At 68.1% G+C, this 20,343-nt stretch carries 18 protein-coding genes; 7 read left to right on the forward strand and 11 right to left on the reverse strand.

The window, feature by feature from the left end:
* Positions 1-14 precede the first annotated feature (14 nt).
* The 5 genes from VFE83_RS16995 to VFE83_RS17015 all read left to right on the forward strand — a co-directional run bounded on the left by VFE83_RS16995 (position 15) and on the right by VFE83_RS17015 (position 4,988).
* Positions 15-860, forward strand: coding sequence for a CheR family methyltransferase (locus tag VFE83_RS16995; protein ID WP_324908346.1), 846 nt, complete (start codon positions 15-17; stop codon positions 858-860).
* The gene (gene cheD, locus VFE83_RS17000; RefSeq protein WP_324908348.1) at positions 857-1,459 is read left to right on the forward strand and encodes a chemoreceptor glutamine deamidase CheD; all 603 of its coding nucleotides are present in this window, start codon (positions 857-859) and stop codon (positions 1,457-1,459) included. Before VFE83_RS16995 ends, cheD begins: the two co-directional genes overlap by 4 nt.
* Positions 1,459-2,517 carry a chemotaxis response regulator protein-glutamate methylesterase gene (locus VFE83_RS17005; protein WP_324908350.1) on the forward strand — a complete coding sequence of 353 codons (1,059 nt, stop codon included), beginning with the start codon at positions 1,459-1,461 and terminating at the stop codon, positions 2,515-2,517. Before cheD ends, VFE83_RS17005 begins: the two co-directional genes overlap by 1 nt.
* A gap of 319 nt (positions 2,518-2,836) precedes the next feature.
* Entirely contained in the window at positions 2,837-4,009 is a 1,173-nt protein-coding gene (locus VFE83_RS17010) for a methyl-accepting chemotaxis protein (RefSeq protein WP_324908420.1), read from the forward strand.
* Positions 4,010-4,025: 16 nt separating this feature from the next.
* Positions 4,026-4,988: a sensor histidine kinase gene (locus tag VFE83_RS17015; protein WP_324908352.1), complete on the forward strand. Its 963-nt coding sequence runs from the start codon at positions 4,026-4,028 to the stop codon at positions 4,986-4,988.
* A gap of 312 nt (positions 4,989-5,300) precedes the next feature.
* Here VFE83_RS17015 and VFE83_RS17020 read toward each other — a convergent pair whose 3' ends face one another.
* The 5 genes from VFE83_RS17020 to VFE83_RS17040 all read right to left on the reverse strand — a co-directional run bounded on the left by VFE83_RS17020 (position 5,301) and on the right by VFE83_RS17040 (position 12,942).
* Positions 5,301-6,215 (reverse strand): TrmH family RNA methyltransferase, encoded by a 915-nt coding sequence (locus VFE83_RS17020; RefSeq protein WP_324908354.1) that lies wholly within the window; start codon positions 6,213-6,215, stop codon positions 5,301-5,303.
* Complete coding sequence (locus tag VFE83_RS17025; protein ID WP_324908356.1) at positions 6,205-6,774, reverse strand: GNAT family protein; 570 nt, start codon at positions 6,772-6,774, stop codon at positions 6,205-6,207. Before VFE83_RS17025 ends, VFE83_RS17020 begins: the two co-directional genes overlap by 11 nt.
* A gap of 175 nt (positions 6,775-6,949) precedes the next feature.
* Complete coding sequence (locus tag VFE83_RS17030) at positions 6,950-8,449, reverse strand: alanine/glycine:cation symporter family protein (RefSeq protein WP_414674778.1); 1,500 nt, start codon at positions 8,447-8,449, stop codon at positions 6,950-6,952.
* A gap of 241 nt (positions 8,450-8,690) precedes the next feature.
* Positions 8,691-11,831 carry an efflux RND transporter permease subunit gene (locus VFE83_RS17035; RefSeq protein ID WP_324908359.1) on the reverse strand — a complete coding sequence of 1,047 codons (3,141 nt, stop codon included), beginning with the start codon at positions 11,829-11,831 and terminating at the stop codon, positions 8,691-8,693.
* A gap of 4 nt (positions 11,832-11,835) precedes the next feature.
* Entirely contained in the window at positions 11,836-12,942 is a 1,107-nt protein-coding gene (locus VFE83_RS17040; protein ID WP_324908361.1) for an efflux RND transporter periplasmic adaptor subunit, read from the reverse strand.
* A gap of 260 nt (positions 12,943-13,202) precedes the next feature.
* On the opposite strand from VFE83_RS17040, the gene cysK reads away from it, so the two are divergent.
* Both cysK and VFE83_RS17050 read left to right on the forward strand, forming a co-directional pair.
* Positions 13,203-14,159, forward strand: a complete 957-nt coding sequence (cysK, locus tag VFE83_RS17045) for a cysteine synthase A (protein WP_324908363.1) — start codon at positions 13,203-13,205, stop codon at positions 14,157-14,159.
* A 184-nt stretch (positions 14,160-14,343) separates the two neighbouring features.
* The gene (locus tag VFE83_RS17050) at positions 14,344-14,865 is read left to right on the forward strand and encodes an O-acetyl-ADP-ribose deacetylase (RefSeq protein WP_324908365.1); all 522 of its coding nucleotides are present in this window, start codon (positions 14,344-14,346) and stop codon (positions 14,863-14,865) included.
* A 711-nt stretch (positions 14,866-15,576) separates the two neighbouring features.
* Here VFE83_RS17050 and VFE83_RS17055 read toward each other — a convergent pair.
* From VFE83_RS17055 to napE, 6 genes are read right to left on the reverse strand one after another with little or no spacing between them, the layout of a single operon-like run.
* On the reverse strand, positions 15,577-16,173 hold the full coding sequence (locus VFE83_RS17055; RefSeq protein ID WP_324908367.1) for a NapC/NirT family cytochrome c: 597 nt from the start codon (positions 16,171-16,173) through the stop codon (positions 15,577-15,579).
* Positions 16,173-16,790 carry a nitrate reductase cytochrome c-type subunit gene (locus tag VFE83_RS17060; protein WP_324908369.1) on the reverse strand — a complete coding sequence of 206 codons (618 nt, stop codon included), beginning with the start codon at positions 16,788-16,790 and terminating at the stop codon, positions 16,173-16,175. Before VFE83_RS17060 ends, VFE83_RS17055 begins: the two co-directional genes overlap by 1 nt.
* A gap of 10 nt (positions 16,791-16,800) precedes the next feature.
* Entirely contained in the window at positions 16,801-19,293 is a 2,493-nt protein-coding gene (gene napA / locus VFE83_RS17065) for a periplasmic nitrate reductase subunit alpha (protein WP_324908371.1), read from the reverse strand.
* Complete coding sequence (locus VFE83_RS17070; RefSeq protein ID WP_324908373.1) at positions 19,290-19,595, reverse strand: chaperone NapD; 306 nt, start codon at positions 19,593-19,595, stop codon at positions 19,290-19,292. The genes napA and VFE83_RS17070 overlap by 4 nt, the downstream gene beginning before the upstream one ends.
* Positions 19,592-20,089, reverse strand: a complete 498-nt coding sequence (napF, locus tag VFE83_RS17075) for a ferredoxin-type protein NapF (RefSeq protein WP_324908375.1) — start codon at positions 20,087-20,089, stop codon at positions 19,592-19,594. The genes VFE83_RS17070 and napF overlap by 4 nt, the downstream gene beginning before the upstream one ends.
* A gap of 3 nt (positions 20,090-20,092) precedes the next feature.
* Positions 20,093-20,254, reverse strand: coding sequence for a periplasmic nitrate reductase, NapE protein (gene napE / locus VFE83_RS17080; protein ID WP_324908377.1), 162 nt, complete (start codon positions 20,252-20,254; stop codon positions 20,093-20,095).
* Between the last annotated feature and the right edge of the window lie 89 nt (positions 20,255-20,343).

Genomic DNA, 20,343 nt, shown 5'->3' on the forward strand with positions numbered 1-20,343 from the left:
GACGAGCAGTACCCATGCGTGCAACGCGCAGCCACGACGAACGCGAATTCACCTTCGACGAACGCGACTTCCGACGTGTCTGCCGGATGATCCGCGACCGCGCCGGCATCCACCTGCATCCGCACAAGCGCGACATGGTGTACAGCCGCCTCGCGCGCCGCGTGCGCGCGCTGGGCATGGAGAAGTTCGGCGCCTACCTCGACCACGTCGAGGCCGATCCCGACGCCGAGCTGCAGGGCTTCATCAACGCGCTCACCACCAACCTCACTTCTTTCTTCCGCGAGTCGCACCATTTCGACGCGCTGGCCGACCACCTGCGCACGCGCGGTCGCGACGGCGTGCGCATCTGGTGCAACGCCGCGTCGACCGGCGAGGAGCCGTATTCACTCGCGATCACCGCCTGCGAAGCGTTCGGCACGCTGACGCCTCCGGTGCGCATCCTGGCTACCGACATCGACACCAACGTGCTGCACACCGCGGCGCGCGGCGTGTATCCGGTCGAGCGCGTGAACACGCTGTCGCTGCAGCGGCGCAAGCAGTTCTTCCAGCGCGGCAGCGGCGCCAATGCCGGCCTGTGCCGGGTCAAGCCGGAGCTGCAGGCCATGATCGAGTTCCGCCCGCTCAACCTGCTGTCGGAGGACTACGGCCTGCGCGGCGGCTTCGATGCGGTGTTCTGCCGCAACGTGATGATCTATTTCGACAAGGCCACGCAGTACGAGGTGCTGCAGCGGGTGGTCCCGCTGATCGCACCCGACGGCCTCTTCTTCGCCGGACACTCGGAAAGCTTCGGTCATGCCCATGACCTGATCACTCCCTGCGGCCGAACGACCTATCGCCCCGCCTCAGGAGCGCGTGCATGACCGTCGCGTCACCCGCCGTCCGCAACAACATCGAAGCGGGCAGCTATTTCGACCCGGTCCTGCAGACCGAGGCGATCAAGCTGCTGCCCGCCGACTACCGCGTCACCGAACGTCCGATCGCGCTGGTCACGCTGCTGGGCTCGTGCGTGGCCGCGTGCCTGTACGACCCGATGCTGCAGGTCGGCGGCATGAACCACTTCATGCTGCCCGGCGGCGAGGCCGAGTCCGTATCGTCGCGCTACGGCGCGCACGCGATGGAACTGCTGATCAACGACCTGCTCAAGCGTGGCGCACGGCGCGCGCGCCTGCAGGCCAAGGTGTTCGGCGGCGGCAACGTGCTCAGCGGCTTCTACAGCGACCCCATAGGCACGCGCAACGCGTGCTTCGTGCTGGAGTACCTGGCCGCCGAGCGCATCCCGGTGATCGCGCAGGACCTGGGCGACATCCACCCGCGCAAGGTCTGCTTCTTCCCGCAGACCGGGCGCACCCTGGTCAAGCGCCTGCCGTCGGCCCGCAACGACGTCATCGTCGACGCCGAGCGCGCCTACTACGGCCGCCTGGCCCGCGAGCCCGCCGCAGGCAGCGTGGAGCTGTTCTGATGAATGCCGTGCGTGCCCCCCGCAACCGCATCAAGGTGCTGGTCGTCGACGACTCGGCGCTGGTGCGGCAACTGATGACGCAACTGCTGGAGGAGGATCCCGGCATCGAGGTCGTCGGCAGCGCCGCCGATCCGTACATCGCGCGCGACAAGATCAAGCAGCTCAACCCCGACGTGCTGACGCTGGACGTCGAGATGCCGCGCATGGACGGGCTCACTTTCCTGCGCAACCTGATGCGCCTGCGCCCGATGCCGGTGGTGATGGTGTCCACGCTGACCGAACACGGCGCGCAGGTAACGCTGGACGCGCTGTCGCTGGGCGCGGTGGACTTCATCGCCAAGCCCAAGCTGGACGTCGCGCGCGGCCTGACCGATTACGCCGGCCTGCTGGTGGAGAAGATCAAGCAGGCCGCCCGCGCCCGCGTGGTGGCCGCCGCACCGGCGCGCAGCGGCGACGCGCCACCGCCCGTGGTGGCCTATCGCACCACGCACCGGCTCATCGCCATCGGCGCCTCCACCGGCGGTACCGAGGCCATCCGCGAAGTGCTGGCGCAGATGCCGGCCGACGCGCCGGCGACGGTCATCGCCCAGCACATCCCGGGCGCGTTCAGCGCGCCCTTCGCCGAACGCCTGGACCGCCACAGCCGCATGACGGTGATCCACGTCGAGCGCGACCAGGAGCTGCTGCCCGGCCACGCCTACGTCGCCCCGGGCGGACGCCACCTACGCGTGTACCGCAGCGGCGCGCGCTGGCACGGACGGCTGGGCGACGACGATCCGGTGCGTCGCCACCGTCCCAGCGTGGACGCGCTGTTCGAATCCGTGGCCGAGCACGTCGGCAGCAACGCCAGTGCGGCGCTGCTGACCGGCATGGGCGACGACGGCGCGCGCGGCCTGCTGGCCCTGCGCAAGGCCGGCGCGGCCACGCTTGCGCAGGACGAGGCCAGCAGCGTGGTCTGGGGCATGCCCGGCGCCGCGGTCGCGCTGGGTGCGGCCCAGGACGTAGTGCCGCTGTCGCAGGTCGCGCAGAAGCTGCTGGCGGGTACGGCGCACGATTGAGGGGCGCACACAGGCGCGTTCGGCTTTTCGGTCCTCTGTCGTGATTCCCGCGAAGGCGGGGAATTCCTCTGTCCGACGCGTCATGCCCTGCGAATGCGTCGACGCCCGCAAGCATGGGCCCCGCCATCGCGGGATGACAACAACGAAAGCAACACCCTGCGGGATGTTTCGCCTGCCCGGGCACCACCGCTGTCGAAGAAAAGTCAAAAACGCGCTCTTCGTCACACACATGCAGCGCGCCGCAGATCAAGCGCATTTCACCTAAAGCACCGTCCCCGCCCGCCGTTATCTAAGTTGCCCCACTCCGGTGAGATCGATGATGGATTCCCGCGTACTGATTCGCCTTGCAGCGCCGCTGGCGCTCACTTCCCTGTTCGTTGTCGCCGAAGCGCTGGGCTGGCCGTCCGCCGTGCGCTGGGGCGCGCTGGTCGCGATGATCCTGGCCTGGCTGGGCTTTGCCTGGACGATGATGCGTCCCAGCGGCAGCGACGCCGCGATGCTGCGCGAACAGACCCGCCTGCTCGACGACCTGCGCAACTTCGTCAGCTCCGAAGTGCAGGGCTCGCGCGGCGAGATCGAGCGCACCCGCGTCCTGATCCGCGAGTCGGTGGCCAAGCTGGGCACCAGCTTCGAAGCGGTCAATCGCAAGTCGCGCGAGCAGAGCGAAGTGGTCTCGCGCATCATCGACCGCACCGACGGCGAACACGGCGGCGTCGACGTCTCGCGCTTCGCCGTGCAGGCCAGCCAGCAGATGGAACAACTGGTGGAAGCGCTGGAAGCCGTGAGCGGCCAGAGCACCACCACCGTCACCCACATCGACGCGATGGCCGAGCACCTGGACGGCATCTTCGCGCTGCTGGAAGACGTCAAGTCGATCGCCGACCAGACCAACCTGCTGGCGCTGAACGCCGCGATCGAGGCGGCGCGTGCCGGCGAGGCGGGCCGCGGCTTCGCGGTGGTGGCCGACGAGGTGCGCAACCTGTCCGAGCGCTCGACCGCCTTCAACGAGCAGATCCGCAAGCTGGCGCACAGCTCCAAGGACGCCATCGCCCGCGTCCGCGACACCGTCACCCAGATGGCCTCGCGCGACATGGACCGCTCCCGCGGTGCACGCGCCGAAGCCGCGGCGATGCTGGAGCGCGTGGACGGCATCAACCGCGGCCTGGGCAACGGCATGCGCGAGATCGCCGACTGCGGCCGCGCCATCGACGGTTCCGTCGCCGAAGCCGTGCGTTCGCTGCAGTTCGAGGACATCGCCACCCAGGCACTGGGCGCGGCCACCACGCACCTGGACCGCCTGAGCGCGATCAACCGCGAGGCCACCGCCCTGCACCAGCTGCTGCATCGCGCCGACCGCGCCGACGCCGAAGTGCGCCAGACCCTGCAGCAACTGGGCCAGCGGATCGCGGCGATGCGCACGGAATGGGAACGCCCTCCTCACAAGCCCGTGATGCAGCAGTCCATGGATGCTGGTAGCGTCGAACTCTTCTGATCCGGCAACCCATGGGATGAGCACGATCCCGCCATCGCCTCCGGTCGGCACCGCCGACCCGCAGGCCACCCCGAACGGGCGCGCAGACTTGCGCGCCCGTTTGCGTGGACGCAGCGGCCTCGTGCTGTGCCTGCTGATGGCCGCGGTCGCCGTGCTGTGGATGGCGCTGGCCGCACCGCGCGTCGCGCTGGAGCTGCGTCCGCTGTTCGGCGACGCCTCGCGCTGGGTGGCGTGCGCGCTGTCGGTGCCCATCGTCACCGCGATGCTGTTCCTGATGTTGCGCCGCAGTTGTTCCGACGCACGCGAGGCCGAGCTGACCGCGCACCTGCAACGCCAGCAGCAGGAGCTGCACGCGCTGGCCGGCCACCTGATCGAAGTGCAGGAGAAGGAACGCCGCACGCTTTCGCGCGAACTGCACGACGACATCGGCCAGGCGATCAGCGCCATCAAGATGGGCGCGACCTCGCTGGACGGCGAGGACGAAGCGGTGCGCCAGGAGATCGTCGGCGAGATCGTCGCCATGTGCGACCAGACCATCGGCAAGCTGCGCGACATCTCCACCCTGTTGCGCCCGCCGCAGCTGGACGCGCTGGGCCTGGTCGCGGCGCTGCGCTGGCAGTGCGAGCGCCTGTTCCGCAGCGGCCGGCCCGTGCTGGAACTCGACCTCACGGCACCAGCCGAACGCCCTGACCCCGCGGTCGAGCTGGCCTGCTTCCGCATCGCGCAGGAAGCGCTGACCAACGTGCTGCGCCACTCCGGCGCGACCCGCGTGACGGTCACGCTGGCGCCGCGCGACGAGGAGATCCTGCTGTCGGTGATCGACGACGGCCGCGGCCTCGATCCGGAGCGCCTCAATGGGCTGGGCCTGATCACCATGCGCGAACGCGCCCAGCAGCTGGGCGGCACGTTCGACATCGAAACCGTGGCCGACGCCGGCACGTGCGTGCGCGCATGCCTGCCGTTGCGTGCGCCCGCCTAGGCCACGGACTCGCTGGCCCGATCCCGTCTACCGTGGGAGACAGCTTGCTGGCGACTGGTTCTCGACGCAGAGAAACGCGGACGAGCGCGGAACAAGGGGCGTGCGACGTAGAAGCCAGCTTGCTGGCGACAGCGCGGCCCGGTCGCCAGCAAGCTGGCTTCTACGACAGCGCGCACGTGCTTGTCTGCGTTATCTGCGTCGAGAACTGCCGAATCTGCCAGGCCAGGCTTTCCGCCCACTCCACCTTCCATCGGGCGTGAGGCGCTTCCGAGTGGATTCCCGCCCCGCGGGAATGACGGCAGGACTACCGCTTCAATCCCGTTTCGCCCGCCACTGCGCCAGCAGCACCGCTGCGGCCGACGCGACGTTGAGGCTTTCCACCGCACCCGTGCCGGGAATCGACAGGCGCAGGTCGCAGGCCTGGGCGAGCTCACGATCCATGCCTTCGCCTTCCGCGCCCAGCACGTAGATCACGCGCGGCGGAAGCTTCGCGGCGAACAGGTCGCTGCCGCCCTGCACCACCGTCGCCGCCAGCGTGAAGCCGGCGCCGCGCAGTTGTGCGATGGCGTTGTCGTCGCGGCCCAGCCGCACCAGCGGCACGGCTTCGGCGCCACCTTCGGCCACGCGCGCGGCCGCGCCGGACAGCGACAGCGTCGAGTGCTTCGGCAACAGGATGGCCGACACACCGAAGTGCGCCGCCGAGCGCAGGATCGCACCGAAGTTGTGCGGATTGCCCACGCCGTCCAGCCAGATCGCGCATTGCGGTCCGGCGGGCAGGTCGCGCAGCCAGGTGGAAAGCGGCAACGGCTCATCGCGCAGCACGTCGGCCACGACGCCTTCGTGATGGCTGCTGGCGGCCAGCTTGTGCAGGTCCAGTTCGTCGACCACGCGGTAGCCGACACGGTTGGCCACGCACCACTTCAGCAGCGGCTGTAGCGCAGGAATGCGCGCCTCGCTCAGGTACAGCTTGCGCATCGCCTGCGGGCGCCGCTGGAACACCGCATTGATGGCGTTGAGCCCGTACAGGCGCAGCTCGGCGCCGCGACGCTCGCGCATCGCATGCGCGGCATCGTGCTCGTGTCCGTGCTCGTCCTCGTGCGGTCGCTGCACGCTGGCGGTGCGGTCGGCGAAACGCTCCTTGCGGCTGCGCACGTCGACCTTGCCCCACGGGCCTTCGCCGGCCGGACGCGGACCTCGCGGCGGGCGACCGGGTGGATCATGGCGCATCGGACAGACTCCTTCTCGCTCGGGCGAACACACGCAGGTCGTGCACTTCGCCAAACTTCATCACGGCGCAGCGTGCCACGCCTTCTTCTTCGAAACCGTTCTTCTGCAACACGCGCGCCGAGGCGGTGTTGAACGCGAACACACCGGCCTGCAGGCGATGCAGCGACAGCGACTGCATCGCCCACGGCGCGAACACCGCGACCGCCTTCGTCATCAGGCCGCGGCCCCACAGCGACGGCGTGAGCCAGTAGCCGAACTCGGCCGAATGGCTGCGCTCGCCGCGGCCCGGATGCGCGCCGATGCCGCCGCATGCCTCGCCGTCGACCTCGATGGCGAACACCGGGTCGGACAGGTCGACCACGTCGCCCGCGAGGAAGCGTTCACCGTCCTCGCGCGTGTACGGGTGCGGGAAGCGCGTGCTCAGCCCGCGCACGATGCGCGCGTCGTCGGCGTGGCGCACCAGCGCATCCAGGTCGTCGAGGCGCCACGGCCGCAGCACGAAGCCCTCGCCCGGCAGGCGTACCTGGCTGAAATCCCGGATGGCGGCAGCGACATTCATGCCGCACAGGGTAACCGCCGCCGGCCGGGAAGGCCGAACGGATATTCAGTTATAGCGCTGCTTCAGCAGCACGCGCGTGGTGCCTGCGGCCGTAGGAGCGAGCCTGCTCGCGACCCGCGCTCATAGCGTCGGTCGCCGGCAAGCCGGCTCCTACGCGAGGAGCGGAGGCAGCGCCTCAGCCCTCTCCCTGCAGCGACGCTGCCGACGTTGCCGTGCCGCCGTCCTGCTCGACCGGCTGCGCGCCGCGCCGGCCGCGCCAGAAGTCCGCATTGCGGATGCCCAGCGCGTCCGGGTCGAACACCGGATCCAGGCCCAGCTTCTTCTGCCGCTCGTAGTCGCGCAGCGCCAGCATGGCCGGCTTGGCCAGGATCAGGATGGCGACGATGTTGAGCCAGGCCATCAGGCCCACGCCGATGTCGCCCAGCGCCCACGCCTGCGTCGCGTTGTGGAATGCGCCGAAAACCACCATGAACATGATGCCCAGGCGCAGCAGCAGCACGGTGAGCGGCCGGCGGCGACCACCGTTGACGTACGCGAGGTTCGTCTCGGCCATGTAGTAGTACGCCATGATCGTGGTGAACGCGAAGAAGAACAGCGCCACCGCCACGAAGCCCGCGCCCCAGCCAGGCAGCACCGACTCCACCGCGGCCTGCGCGTAGCCGGGGCCCGCCTCGATGCCGGCCAGGCCGGAGTACAGCTGCGTGCCGTCGGCGCCGTGCACGTTGTAGCGGCCGGTCGAGAGGATCAGGAACGCCGTCGACGTGCACACCATCATCGTGTCGAAATAGATCGCGAAGGCCTGCACGTAACCCTGCTTGGCCGGATGCGACACCTCGGCCGCGGCGGCCGCGTGCGGGCCCGTGCCCTGGCCGGCCTCGTTGGCATAGATGCCGCGCTTGACGCCCCACTCCACCGCCAGGCCCAGCATCGCGCCATAGGCCGCGTGCGAACCGAAGGCGCTGTTGAAGATGATGCTGAACATCTCCGGCACGCGCTCGGCGTTGAGCACCATCACCGTCACGGCCATCAGGATGAAACCGGCCGCCATGAACGGCACGACGATCTCGGCGAAATTGGCGATGCGCTTGACGCCGCCGAAGATGATCACCGCCAGCAGCACGGCCACCGCCAGGCCGATGCCCAGCTTGAACGCGTCGCGCGCCGGCATGCCCAGCCACTGGCCGTCCATCGCGCCGCACAGCGAGGAGCCCTGGCAGACGTTGGCGGCGCTGTCGGCGATGGCGTTGGCCTGCACGCCCGGCATCAGGAAGCCGGTGGCGATGATGGTCGCAACGGCGAATGCCAGCGCGTACCACTTCAGGCCCATCGCCTTCTCGATGTAGTACGCCGGACCGCCGCGGTAGCGACCCTCCGCGTCCTTGGTCTTGTAGATCTGCGCCAGCGTGGATTCCACGTACGACGTGGACGCGCCCAGGAAGCCCATCACCCACATCCAGAACACCGAACCCGGGCCGCCGAAGGCGATGGCGGTGGCGACGCCCGCGATGTTGCCGATGCCGATGCGCCCGGCCATCGACATGGCCAGCGCCTGGAACGAGGACACGCCCGCGTCGGACTTCTGCCCGCTCACGGTCAGGCGGACCATCTCGACGAACCCGCGCACCTGCATGAAGCGGGTGCGGATGGTGAAGTACAGGCCGGCGGCCAGGCACATGAAGATCAGTGCCTTGCTCCAGATGATGCCGTTGACGGCATTGATGAGGTTTTCCACGCAGGCTCCCGGACGGGTGAGTGACGAAGTGCCCCGTCGCCCGGGACGGACCGATTCTCTACGAAAAAGTCACGTTGCGCGCGGCCCGCCCGGCCTGCCTGGCCGCCGCATCCCTATGGCGACCTCCCCCGATGCGGCACTGGCTGGGAGCGGCGGCGCCAGCAGCCAGCCCGCGCGCCGCCGGTCAGGCGTGCCCGCCCACCGACGGCGTCTGTGCTTCCAGTTTCTCCAGCTCCTGCGACACGGCTTCCGGAGAGCGCGTGTACTTGGCCAGCAGCACGTAGAACGCCGGCACTACGAACAGCGACAGCAGCGTGGAGAACGACACGCCGAAGATCACCACGATGCCGATCGTCGCGCGGCTGGCCGAACCCGGGCCGCCGGCCAGCACCAGCGGAATGGCGCCGACCACCGTCGCGATGGACGTCATCAGGATCGGGCGCAGGCGCACGGCCGAGGCCTCGACGATGGCGTCGCGGATGCTGCGGCCTTCGTCGCGCAGCTGGTTGGCGAACTCGACGATCAGGATGCCGTTCTTCGCCGCCAGGCCCACCAGCATCACGATGCCGATCTGGCTGAACAGGTTGAGCGTGCCGCCAGTCGCCGCCAGGCCGATCAGCGCACCCAGCACGCCCAGCGGCACCGTCAGCATGATCACGAACGGATGGATGAAGCTCTCGAACTGCGCCGCCAGCACCAGGTACACCACCAGCAGCGCCAGGGTGAAGGTCAGCAGCACCGCGCCGCCGGCCTGGATGTACTCGCGCGATTCGCCCTTCCAGTCGATCTGCGTGTGATCCGGCAGCTCGGTGCGCACGGCGTCTTCCAGCCAGGTGATCGCCTGGCCCATCGGGTAACCCGGGGTCAGGCCGGCGCTGATGGTGATGGCGCGCAGGCGGTTGAACCGGTTGAGGCTGCCGGGCTCGGCCAGTTCACGCAGCGTCACCAGGTTCGACAGCGGAATCAGCGCACCGTCGCGCGCGCGCACCTGGATCGCGGCCAGGTCCGCGGGCGAGGCGCGCAGCTCGCGATCGGACTGCACGATCACGTCGTACTCCTCGCCGTTCTGCACGAACGTGGTGACGCGACGGCTGCCCATCATGGTTTCCAGCGCGTGGCCGATGTCGGTCACCGGCACGCCCAGGTCGGCGGCGCGCTGGCGGTCGATCTCCACGCGCATCTGCGGGCGCGTTTCCTTGTAGTCCGAATCCACCGAGAAGAAGCCCGGGTTGGATTCCATCTTCGCGATCAGCTTGTCGCGCCACTGCGCGAGTTCCGCGTATTCCGGGCCGCCCAGCACGATGTTGATGGGCTGGCCGCGGCTGCGCACCAGGCCGCCGGACACCTGCGGCATCGCGCGCACGCCCGGCAGCTTGCCCAGCTCGGCGCGCAGCGAGTCGGCCACCTGCGCGGTGGGCACGTCGCGTTCCTTCCAGTCCTGCAGGAACACCGCGATGCGGCCGGTGTGCATTTCCTCGCTGGCGCCGAAGCCGCCGGGCACGCGCGGGTTGTAGCGCTGGATCAGCTCGCCCTTGCCGGTGTGCGCGGCGACGATCTTCTCGACCTGCTGCACCTGTCCGACGGTGTAGTCGAAGCCCGCGCCTTCCGGCCCCTGGATGGTGATCTGGAACGAACCGCGGTCTTCCGCCGGCGCCAGTTCGGACGGCACCACCTTCAGCAGCACCGCACTGGCGATGAAGGTCAGCACCATCACGCCGATCACGATCATGCCCACATGCCGCGGCGGGCGGTCGGTGGTGCGCGAGAGCAGGCGGCGATAACGGTTGCCCACGCTGTCCAGGCGCGCGTTGACCCAGCGATGGACGAAGTTGGACTTCTCCTGGCTGTGCGGTCGCACCAGCTTGGACGACATCATCGGCGTCAGCGTCAGCGCGACGAAGGCGGAGATGGCCACCGCGCCGGCCAGCGCCACCGACAGCTCGCGAAACAGGCGGCCGGTGTTGCCTTCCATGAAGCCCACCGGCAGGAACACCGCCACCAGCACCGCGGTGGTGGCGATGACCGCGAAGGCCACCTGCTGCGTACCGCGCTTGGCCGCGACCAGGCGTGGCTCGCCCAGGTCGGTGCGGCGCTGGATGTTCTCCAGCACCACGATCGCGTCGTCCACCACCAGGCCGATGCACAGCACCAGCGCCAGCAGCGTCAGCAGGTTGATCGAGAAACCGAACAGGTACAGCGGAATGAACGCCGCGATCAGGCACACCGGCACCGTGACCGCCGGAATCAGCGCGGCGCGGAAGCTGCCCAGGAACAGCCAGATCACGATCAGCACCAGCACGATGGCTTCGATCAGCGTGTGGTACACGCGTTCGACCGCGGATTCGATGAACACCGTGGTATCGAACGCGACGAAGATCTTGGTGCCTTCCGGCAGCGTCTTCTGCACGCGCTCGGCTTCATCGCGCACCGCGCGCGCGACGTCCAGGCTGTTGGCGGTGGAGGTCTTGACGATGCCGAGGCCGATGTTGGGCTCGCCGTTGCTGCGGTAGTAGGCGCGCCGCTCGGCCGAGGCCAGCTCGATGTGCGAGACGTCGCCAAGGCGCACCACGTAGCCGTCCTGGCCCTTGCCCAGCGGGATCTGTGCGAAGTCCTCGGGCTTCTGGTAGCTGCGCGCCACACGCAGGGTGAAGTCGCGCGTGTTGGATTCGATGCGGCCGGCCGGCAGTTCGACGTTCTCCGCCTCCAGCGCGTTCTCGACGTCGTTGACGGTGATGCCGCGCGCGGCCAGCGCATCGCGGTTGAGCCAGATGCGCATCGCATAGCGCTGCTGGCCGCCGATGCGCACCTGCGCCACGCCGTCCACCGACGACAGGCGATCGACCACGTAGCGCTCCGCATAGTCGGACAGCTGCAGCGTGTCCATCCGCGTGGAGCTCATGTTGAGCCACAGGATCGGGTCGGCGTCGGCTTCGACCTTCTCCACCTCCGGCGGATCGGCCTCTTCAGGCATGCGGTCGAGCACGCGGCTGACCGCGTCGCGCACGTCGTTGGCGGCGGCCTCGATCTCGCGGTTGAGCGTGAACTCGATGCTGATGGCGGCGCGGCCGTTGACGCTGCGCGATTCGATCGTTTCGATGCCCTCGATGCCGGCCAGCGCGTCCTCGAGGATCTGGGTGATGCGCGTCTCGACCACCGCCGCCGACGCGCCCGGATAGTTCACGTCCACCGACACGATCGGCGGGTCGATGGCCGGCAGTTCGCGCAGCGTGAGGCGCGAGAACGCCATCACGCCCAGCACGATGATGAGCAGGCTCATCACCGTGGCGAATACCGGGCGACGGATCGAAAGGTCGGAGAGGTTCATCGCATCAGCCCTGCTTGGTCGCCGCATCCACCGCGGAGGCGGGCGGGCGGTCGCCGCGCGCGTCGACGATGCGCGCGCCAATGCGCAGCTTGCCGGTGCCGTCGACCACGATGCGGTCGCCCACGTTCAGGCCCTGCGCGATCTCCGCCAGGCCGTCGCGACGGCTGCCGACCTTTACGTCCACGCGCTCGACCGTCGAATCGGGCTTGACGCGGTACACGAACGAGTCCGTGCCCACCTGCACCACCGAGATTTCCGGCACCAGCAGCGCCTGACGCTCCGGCCGCGACAGCGTCACCTGCATCAGCATGCCCGGCCGCAGCGCGCGGTCGGGATTGGGGAAGTCGCCGCGCACCACCACCGAACGCGTGGATTCGTCCACGCGCGCATCGATGGTGCTGACCTGCCCTTCGAACGTACGCCCCGGATAGGCGGTGCTGGTGCCAGTGACCTGCTGGCCCACGCCGAGCGTGGCGAGCATCGCTTCGGGCACCGGGAAGTCGACGTACACGCGGCCGATGTCGTCCAGCGTCGCGATCGCGGTGCCCGGCGTGACCAGCGCGCCCGGGCTGACCTGGCGGATGCCCAACACACCGCCGAACGGCGCGCGGATCACGCGGTCGCCGATGTCGGCCCGCATCTGCGCGACGCGCGCGCGCGCGGCGTCGCGCAGCGCCATCTGCGTGTCCAGCGAGGAGCGCGCGATCAGTTGCTGGTCGGCCAGTTCGCGCTGGCGCTGGTAGAGCTTCTCGGCTTCGTTGGCCGTCGCCTGGGCCTGTTCGAACGCGGCCTGCTGCTGGCGTCCGGTCAGCGTGACCAGCGGCGCGCCCGCCGCAACCACGTCGCCGCTTTCGAAATGCACCTGCTGCACCGTCTCGCTGACCTTGGCGGTCACGGTGATCGATTCGCGCGCACGCACGTTGCCCAGCGCCAGCAGCGTGTCGCTGAAAGGCTGCATGCGCACCTGCTGCGTGGTCACCGGGATGGGACGATCGCCGTCGCCGCCGCGCTGCTCCGCGCCGTTGCTGCCACATGCGGTAACGGCGGTGACAAGGGCCAGCAAAGTGCTGGCGCGAAATGCGCTGGCCCAGGCTCTGGAACTGAATCGCATGCGGCTCTCTACAGTGGGTGGCGGTGGCCGAAACTCGGGGATTCTAGCGGTCGAGTATCAACGCATGCCTGGGCCATTGGTTGACAGCACACTGCGCACAGCGGGCGCCGGTCCGGGCGCCCCGGGAGCGGCGCAACGAGACCTGTATCACGACTGTGGCACTCTCCGGTGACGATTGCGTGCATGGCCCGGACCGGCCGCGCCGCACCCGACCGGCGGTCCCCGCCGCCCGACTTCCACATGCCCAGGAGTCGCTCCCCATGATCCACGACAGCATCCTCGACACGGTCGGCCGCACCCCGGTGGTGCGCCTGCATCGCCTCGCTCCGCCCAACGTGACGCTGTACGCCAAGGTCGAGGCCTTCAACCCGGGCGGCTCGGTCAAGGACCGCCTCGCGCTGGCGATCGTGCTGGACGCCGAAGCCCGCGGCCTGCTCAAGCCGGGCGACACCGTGGTGGAAGCCACCTCGGGCAACACCGGCGTCGCGCTGGCGATGGTCTGCGCCGCCCGCGGCTACCGGTTCGTGGCGGTGATGACCGAGACGTTCTCGATCGAACGCCGCAAGCTGATGCGCGCCTACGGCGCCAAGGTGATCCTCACGCCCGCCGTCGAACGCGGCAGCGGCATGGTGCGGCGGGCCGCGGAACTGGCCGAGAAGCACGGCTGGTTCCTGGCGCGCCAGTTCACCAACCCGGCCAATCCGGCCTACCACCGGCAGACGACTGCGGCGGAAATCCTGCGCGACTTCGCCGGACGCCGCCTGGACCACTTCGTCACCGGCTGGGGCACGGGTGGCACGCTGACTGGCGTGGGCGAAGTGCTGAAGGTCGCGCGTCCGGAAGTGCGCGTGACCACCTGCGAACCCGCCGGCGCCGCGCTGCTGTCGGGCAAGGAATGGCAGCCGCACAAGATCCAGGGCTGGACGCCGGATTTCGTGCCGGAAGTGCTCAACCGCGAGGTGGCCGACGCGATCCTGCCGATCGACGACGTGCTGGCACGCGACACCGCGCGTCGCCTTGCCGCCGAGGAGGGCCTGTTCGTCGGCATCTCCGCCGGCGCCACCGCCGCGGCCGCGCTGGAAGTGGCACGCAACGCGGAAGACGGCGCGGTGATCCTGGCCATGCTGCCCGACACCGGCGAGCGCTACCTCAGCACGTTCCTGTTCGAAGGCGTAAACGAGGGATCGGACGATGAGTGGCTGGCGGGGCTGGGGTGAACTGCCGCGTGCGGCTGGCGCTCGCAACCGACCCAGTCGTCATTCCCGCGAAGGCGGACTCCCGCTTCACTTCGGCGACCGTGTGTCACCCATGACGCAGGCACAGAGGGTGCTGCTACCGCTGCGCTGACGCGGTCGCAGTCGGCACGCCAGATCGAACGCACGCGCTGGACATGACGCCATAATGCGCATCGAAGTCTTCCAGACCGACATCACCACGCTCGCGCTCGACGCAATCGTCAACGCCGCCAACGAGAGCCTGCTAGGCGGAGGCGGCGTGGATGGCGCGATCCACCGGGCGGCCGGCCCACAACTGCTGGCCGAATGCCGCGCGATTCCACAGGTACGGCCCGGCGTGCGCTGCCCGACCGGCGAGGCACGCATCACCCTCGGATACAACCTTCCTGCACGCCATGTGATCCACACCGTCGGCCCGGTGTGGCGTGGCGGCAATTTCGATGAATCGACACTGCTGGCCTCGTGCTATCGCGCGTCGTTGCACCTGGCGATGGAACACGGCCTGGCCTCCATCGCGTTTCCGGCGATCAGCTGCGGGATTTACGGGTATCCGCCGGACTCCGCGGTGCCGATCGCGGTTCGCGAGGTTTCCGCATGGTCGGCGATGCACCAGGCACCGGCCCACGTGGTGTTCGCCTGTTTCGGTGCCGGGATGGCGGCGTTGTATCGGGCCGCTTTGTTCAAGTAGGGCTGGCAACCTGCAGCACGGGGTTGACCCGATCGCTCCGTCATTCCAGCGAAAGCTGGATCCATCTTCTCGATGCATCTGACGCCGTTAAAAATGGATCCCGGCTTTCGCCGGGATGACGGTGAGGGCTGGCTCGGTATAGCCGTCCGGCGAAGGCCGGGGGATCCAGGCCCTCACCGCATGCACAACATCGTTCATGCGCGCATCTCCGAAAAGCGAATCCCCCTGTATCCCCCTTTTTCAAAGGGGGAAGGTGGACGCATCCGGCCGCTCCGTCATTCCAGCGAAAGCTGGAATTCATCTTTCTGGGCATTTCGGGGCTGTGGAATGGATCCCGGCTTTCGCCGGGATGACGGTGAAGGCTGACTGAGACAGCCGTCGTCCCGGCGAAGGCCGGGGCGCAGGCCCTCACCCTGCGCAACATTGGATGCACGAATTGCCGTCATTCCAGCGAAAGCTGGAATCCATCTTGCTTGTTCGGCACGTGCGAAGCGGAAGAAAAACGGGCTCCTGCTTTCGCCGGGAAGACGGTGAAGCACGGCGTGTGGGGCATGTCGGCAAGGCCTCAATGAGACATGGCGTGTTGCGTGGTGTTTGGTGAGACCTGCAGCCATCCATGGCGTCACGCGACCGGCTTCGGATCGCCCGGCCCGGCCATCCTTGGCCGGGCGTTCGTCGCGGCGCGCGCCAGTGGCGCGCAAGCGCCGCTCCTCACCCCTGCGGTACGCCGGCCATGTCGGGGAGGTGGTGCGCCACGCCCTTATGGCAATCGATGCACGTCTTCTCGCGCGTGTGCAGCCAGCGTTTGTGGATCTGGGCTGCGCGCGGGCTCTGGCGGGTCAGGTCCATTGACTGGTAGTCGTGGCAGTTGCGGCACTCCAGCGAGTCATTGGCCTTCAGGCGCGCCCACTCATGCATGGCCAGTTCCAGGCGGTGGTCGAGGAACTTCTCGCGCGTGTCGATGGTGCCGAAGACCTTGCCCCAGACTTCCTTGGACGCCTGCATCTTGCGAGCGATCTTGTCCGTCCAATCGTGCGGCACGTGGCAGTCCGGACACGTCGCGCGCACGCCGGAACGGTTGCTGTAGTGGATCGTGGTCTTCAGTTCCTGGAAGACGTTGGTCTTCATCTCGTGGCAACCGGTGCAGAACTTCTCGGTGTTGGTCGCCTCCAGCGCGGTGTTGAAGCCGCCCCAGAACAGGATGCCCGCGATGAAGCCGGCAGCCACCAGGAAGCCAAGGCTGTAGTGCACGCTGGGCCTTCGCAGCGTGAGCCAGTACGGCCGCAGCCAATCCAGCAGGCGGCGCATCACTGCACGCCCCTGTTCGCCGCTTCCGGCGTGGCCGTGCCGGCTTCGGCCGCGGCCAGTACCTCGTCGATGGTCTGGAAGGTGTTGCCCACCAGCAACGGCGCGTCGGTCTGCACTACGTGGCACTGGTTGCAGAAGTAGCGGCGCGGCGAGATCGCGGCGAGGAACTGGTCGTCGCGATCCATGTAGTGCGTCACGCTGACCGGCGGCGCCTGGAACTTGTCCGCGTTGGCACGCGCGTGGCACAGCATGCAGCGGTTGCTGTTCTTGTCGACCTGGTAGCCGTCGATGGCGTGCGGGATCGTTGGCGGCTGCATCGGATACGCGCGTTCGCGGCGGACGTCGGTGTTCAGCACGTGCGCCAGCGGCAAGGGCGTCGCCTCCTGGTCGACCGGAATGCCGCGTCGCAAGGCGTCCAGCTGGCGCATGTCGGTGCGGCCCAGCGCTGATCCCTCCGCTGACGGACGAGTTGTCGTCGCCGCTGGTGGCGTCGCGCGCCCGTGTCGCTCGCTGCCGCGCCCGAACAGCCATCCGGCGAGGAACACCAGCACCATCACGGCCACGCCCAGCCCCACCACGATCCAGAGCGGACGATTACGGGTAAATGCGTTGCTCATGGCGTGGCTCCTATGCAGCCAGGATCTTGACCGCGCACTTCTTGTAGTCGGTCTGCTTCGAGATCGGATCGGTCGCGTCCAGCGTGACCTTGTTGATCAACTGGCCCGCGTCGAACCACGGCACGAACACGACGCCAGGCGGCATGCGGTTGCGTCCGCGCGTCTCCACGCGCGTCCGCATCTCGCCGCGCCGCGATATCACGCGCACCTCGTCGCCACGCTTCAGTCCACGCGCTCGCGCATCGTCGGGATTCATGAAGACCATCGCCGTGGGGAAGCTGCGATACAGCTCGGGCACGCGCATGGTCATCGAGCCCGAATGCCAGTGTTCCAGCACGCGCCCAGTGACCAGCCACAGGTCGAACTCCTGGTCCGGCGATTCGGCCGGCGGCTCGTACGGTAGCGCCCAGATCACCGCGCGGCCGTCCGGATTGCCATAGAACTGGAAACCGGTGCCAGCCTTCACGTATGGGTCTGACCCCTCGCGATAGCGCCAGCGCGTCTCGCGTCCGTTCACCACCGGCCAGCGCAGGCCACGTGCGCGGTGGTAGTCGTCGAACGGCGCGAGGTCATGGCCATGACCGCGACCGAACACCGCGTATTCCTCGAACAGCCCCTTCTGCACGTAGAAGCCGAAGTGGGTGGACTCGTCGTTGGCGTAACCGGGTTCGATGTCCGAGACGGGGAATCGGTCGACGTTGCCGTTCTTGAACAGCACGTCGAACAGCGTCCTGCCCTTGAACTGCGGGTTGGCGGCGAGGATTTCCGCCGGCCAGCATTCATCCGTCGTGAAGCGCTTGGAGAACTCCATCAGCTGCCACAGGTCGGAGCGTGCCTGCGCCGGCGCGTTCACCAGCTGGTGCCAGAACTGTGTACGACGCTCGGCGTTGCCGTACGCGCCCTCCTTCTCCACCCACATCGCGGTCGGCAGCACCAGATCCGCCGCCTGCGTCGTGACGGTGGGGTACGCGTCGGACACGACGATGAAGTTCTTCGGATTGCGATACCCCGGCCAGGTTTCCTCGTAGAGGTTGGCCGCGGCCTGCATGTTGTTGTTGACCTGCACCCAGTACGCGTTGAGCTTGCCGTCGCGCAGCATGCGGTTCTGTTCGACTGCGTGGTAACCGGGCTTGGGCTTGATGATGCCGCGCGGGATCTTCCAGATCTCCTCGGCGTGCCTGCGGTGTTCCGGGTTGGCCACCAGCATGTCGGCCGGCAGGCGATGGCTGAAGGTGCCGACCTCGCGTGCGGTGCCGCAGGCGGACGGCTGGCCCGTCAGCGAGAACGGGCTGTTGCCCGGCGTGGAGATCTTCCCGGTGAGCAGATGGATGTTGTAGATCATGTTGTTGCACCAGACACCGCGCGTGTGCTGGTTGAACCCCATGGTCCAGGTCGACATCACCTTGATCTTCGGGTCGGCATACAGCTCGGCCAGCTTCTCCAGCCAGCCGCGTTCCACACCGGTCATCTCGACCGTCCGCTCCAGCGTGTAGGGCTTCACGAACGCCGCGAAGTCATCGAAGGTAATGACCTCTCCGCCGTTGGCATCCTTGGCGTTCCTGGCCTTCATCTCCAGCGGATGGTCCGGCCTGAGGCCGTACCCGATGTCCTGGTTGCCGCGCTTGAAGCTGGTGTGCCTGTCGACGAAATCGCGGTTGACCTTGCCGGTCTGGATGATCTGGTTGGCGATGTAGTTGAGGATGACCAGGTCGGTGTGCGGCTTGAAGACGATGGGTATGTCGGCCAGTTCGAAGCTGCGGTGCTCGAACGTCGACATCACCGCCACCTTCACGTGCGGATGCGACAGGCGCCGGTCGGTGATGCGCGTCCACAGGATCGGGTGCATCTCGGCCATGTTCGAGCCCCACAGCACGAAGGCATCGGCCGCCTCGATGTCGTCATAGACGCCCATCGGCTCGTCCATGCCGAACGTGCGCATGAACCCCATCACCGCCGAGGCCATGCAGTGGCGCGCATTCGGGTCGATGTGGTTGCTGCGGAAGCCTGCCTTCATCAGCTTGTTGGCCGCGTAGCCTTCGAAGACGGTCCACTGGCCCGAGCCGAACATGCCGATGCCGTCGCCGCCCTTCTCCTTCAGCACGCGCTTGAATTGCGCGGCCATGACGTCGAAGGCCTCGTCCCAGCTGACCTCCTCGAACTCGCCGTTCTTGTCGTACACGCCGTTCTTCTTGCGCAGCAGCGGCATGGTCAGGCGGTCATCGCCATACATGATCTTCGACAGGAAGTAGCCCTTGACGCAGTTGAGGCCGCGGTTGACCTCGGCGTGCACGTCGCCATGCGTGGCCACGACGCGGCCAGCCTTGACCGCCACATTGACGCCGCAGCCGGTGCCGCAGAACCGGCACGGCGCCTTATCCCACTTCAGTCCGGTCAGGTCGCCTTCGGTGATCACGTTGGCCGCGTCGCCCGGCAGCGACATGCCCGCGGCGGCGGCGGCCGTGGCGACGGCGGTGTTGCGGATGAACTCGCGACGGGTGGTCATGGCGCGGCTCCAGCGGTTTCATTGGTGGATATCTGTCCGTCGAGCGCGTCGCGCGGCTCGGCGTGGTGGTAGACCAGCGCCACGTTGAACACCCCCGGCAGCGCGCGCAGCGCGTCCATGCGGTCGAGCACCGCATACTGGTCGCTGCATTCGCACAGCACGATGCTGCGGGTCGCGCCACGCAGCGCCACTTCGGCGTCCGCGACGGCGTCGATGTACTCGTCCAGTACGCCCATGGCGTCTTCGCGGTGCTGCACGACCAGGCTGGCGATGTGCAGGTCCGCCGATAGTGTTCCGTTCATGCCACCTCCGTGACGCGTGGATGCAGGACCAGTGCGTCCACCGGGCACGCCGCGACGCATGCGCCGCAACCGGTGCAGCGCGCGGCATCGATGGCCGGTGCGGGAACGCGCGAGGTCAATGGAAAGGCGATGGCCTGTTCCGGACAGGCATCGCGGCAACTGGAACAGACCACGCCTCGGCGCGGCAGGCACGCGTCGCCCGCGCTTGCAGACAGGTGCCAGGGTTCGCGCTGCACCGAGCGGTCCAGCGCGTGCGGCTCGCAGGCAGACGCGCACTCGCCACAGAACGTGCATTCGCCCATGCGCGGATCGAACACCGCGTAACCGCCGGCGCCACGCACCAGCACGTGCTCGGGGCAATGCTCCACGCACGCGTTGCAGCGCGTGCAGGCATCCAGGAAGTCGGCTTCATCCAGCGCCCAGGGCGGCCGAAGCGCAGGCGCGCGGCGGCCGAACAGGAGCGCACGGCGCGCGGAATCCGGCGGCGCGGACATGGGTCAATGTCCCGTCGGCGGACCGGCGAACATCTGCCAGATCCACACGATGAACCCGTAGCTGGCGACGATCAGGACCGTCGCGAGCGGAAAGATCACGGCGGTAAGCAGCAGGAACGCCACCCGCTCACGCCGTTTGACGACTCCATCCTCCGGCTGGCTCATTGCCGTCTCCCTCGTTCGGCACTTCGCTTGCAGACCTGGCACTCGAGTCTTACGGCGGGCTGACGAATCGAGTTCGTATCGGAAACACC

Source organism: Lysobacter sp. (assembly GCF_035655815.1).
Taxonomy (GTDB): domain Bacteria; phylum Pseudomonadota; class Gammaproteobacteria; order Xanthomonadales; family Xanthomonadaceae; genus Lysobacter_J.